Source organism: Lentisalinibacter orientalis, assembly GCF_040706535.1.
Taxonomy (GTDB): domain Bacteria; phylum Pseudomonadota; class Gammaproteobacteria; order Steroidobacterales; family Woeseiaceae; genus Lentisalinibacter; species Lentisalinibacter orientalis.
On record NZ_JAPDRJ010000011.1, the window covers coordinates 1 to 1333 of the forward strand.

1 protein-coding gene is annotated in these 1333 nt (G+C 61.6%); it reads left to right on the forward strand.

Annotated features, from left to right (window positions below):
- The first annotated feature begins 65 nt into the window (after positions 1–65).
- Positions 66–1289, forward strand: a complete 1224-nt coding sequence (locus tag ACJMK0_RS19200) for an IS256 family transposase (protein WP_405240899.1) — start codon at positions 66–68, stop codon at positions 1287–1289.
- Positions 1290–1333 lie beyond the last annotated feature (44 nt).

A 1333-nucleotide genomic window follows, 5' to 3' on the forward strand; every position in this document is an offset into this window, starting at 1 on the left:
CGAGCCTGTAAGAAATTCTGTGTTCGTGAGCCATACTCGAGAGACTCTTTTGAGGAGACAGAGATATGGCGAAGAGAAGAGACGACGGGATCGACCGCGAATTGCTTGATCGGCTGATTTCGGAGCGCGGCGCCAGAGGGGCGCTGGATTTCGAGACGCTGGCTGCGGAACTGAAGAAGGGACTGGCCGAGCGCATGCTGGGCGCCGAGATGGACGTTCACCTGACTGACGAGGCCGAGCGCGCCTCAGGCAACCACCGTAACGGCACCAGCCCCAAGACCGTCGATACGGGCGCCGAGCGCCTGGTACTCGATATTCCACGTGACCGCCAGGGCCGCTTCGACCCGGTGCTGATCGGCAAATACCAGCGCCGCTTCCCCGGCTTCGACGACAAGATCATCGCCATGTACGCCCGCGGCATGAGTACCCGGGATATTCAGGCCCATATCGCCGAGATCTACGGCATCGAGGTATCGCCCGCCCTGGTCTCGGCGGTCACCGACGCCGTCCTCGAGGAGGCCAGCGCCTGGCAGAACCGCCCGCTGGAGCCGGTGTATGCGATCGTGTACTTCGATGCTCTGCGGGTGAAGATGCGCGACGAGGGTCTGGTGCGCAACAAGGCGGTGTATCTGGCCATCGGCGTCACCTGCGCCGGAGACCGGGAGATCCTGGGGCTGTGGATCGAGCAGACGGAGGGCGCGAAGTTCTGGCTCAAGGTCATGAACGAGCTCAAGGTCCGGGGCGTCGAGGATATCCTGATCGCCGTCGTTGACGGGCTGAAGGGCTTCCCGGAGGCGATTACGAGCCTGTTTCCGGATTGCGTGGTGCAGACGTGCATCGTGCACCTGATCCGCTATTCCATGCAGTTCACCTCGTGGAAGGAGCGAAAAGCGCTGGCGAAAGCACTGCGCCCGATCTACCAGGCGCCCGGCGCCGAGGCTGCAGCCGCCGAACTCGAGGCCTTCGAGCAAGGGCCCTGGGGCGAGAAATACCCGGCGGTGACGGCGAGCTGGCGACGGCGCTGGGAGGAAGTCATTCCCTTCTTCGCCTTCTCGCCCGAGGTGCGCCGAATCATCTACACGACCAATGCCATCGAGAGCCTGCACAGTCAGGTCCGAAAGGCGATCCGCAACAAGGGCCATTTTCCGAGCGATGAGGCGGCGACCAAGCTGATTTATCTGGCGCTACGAAATATAACGGCGAAGTGGAAACGACCGCCCAAGGAGTGGCATGCTGCGAGAGCTCAGTTCGCGATTCAGTTCGGAGAACGATTCAGAATCGCGGCTTAAGAAGAAAGTGACACCGGTTCACACACAGAAATTCTTACACTCCC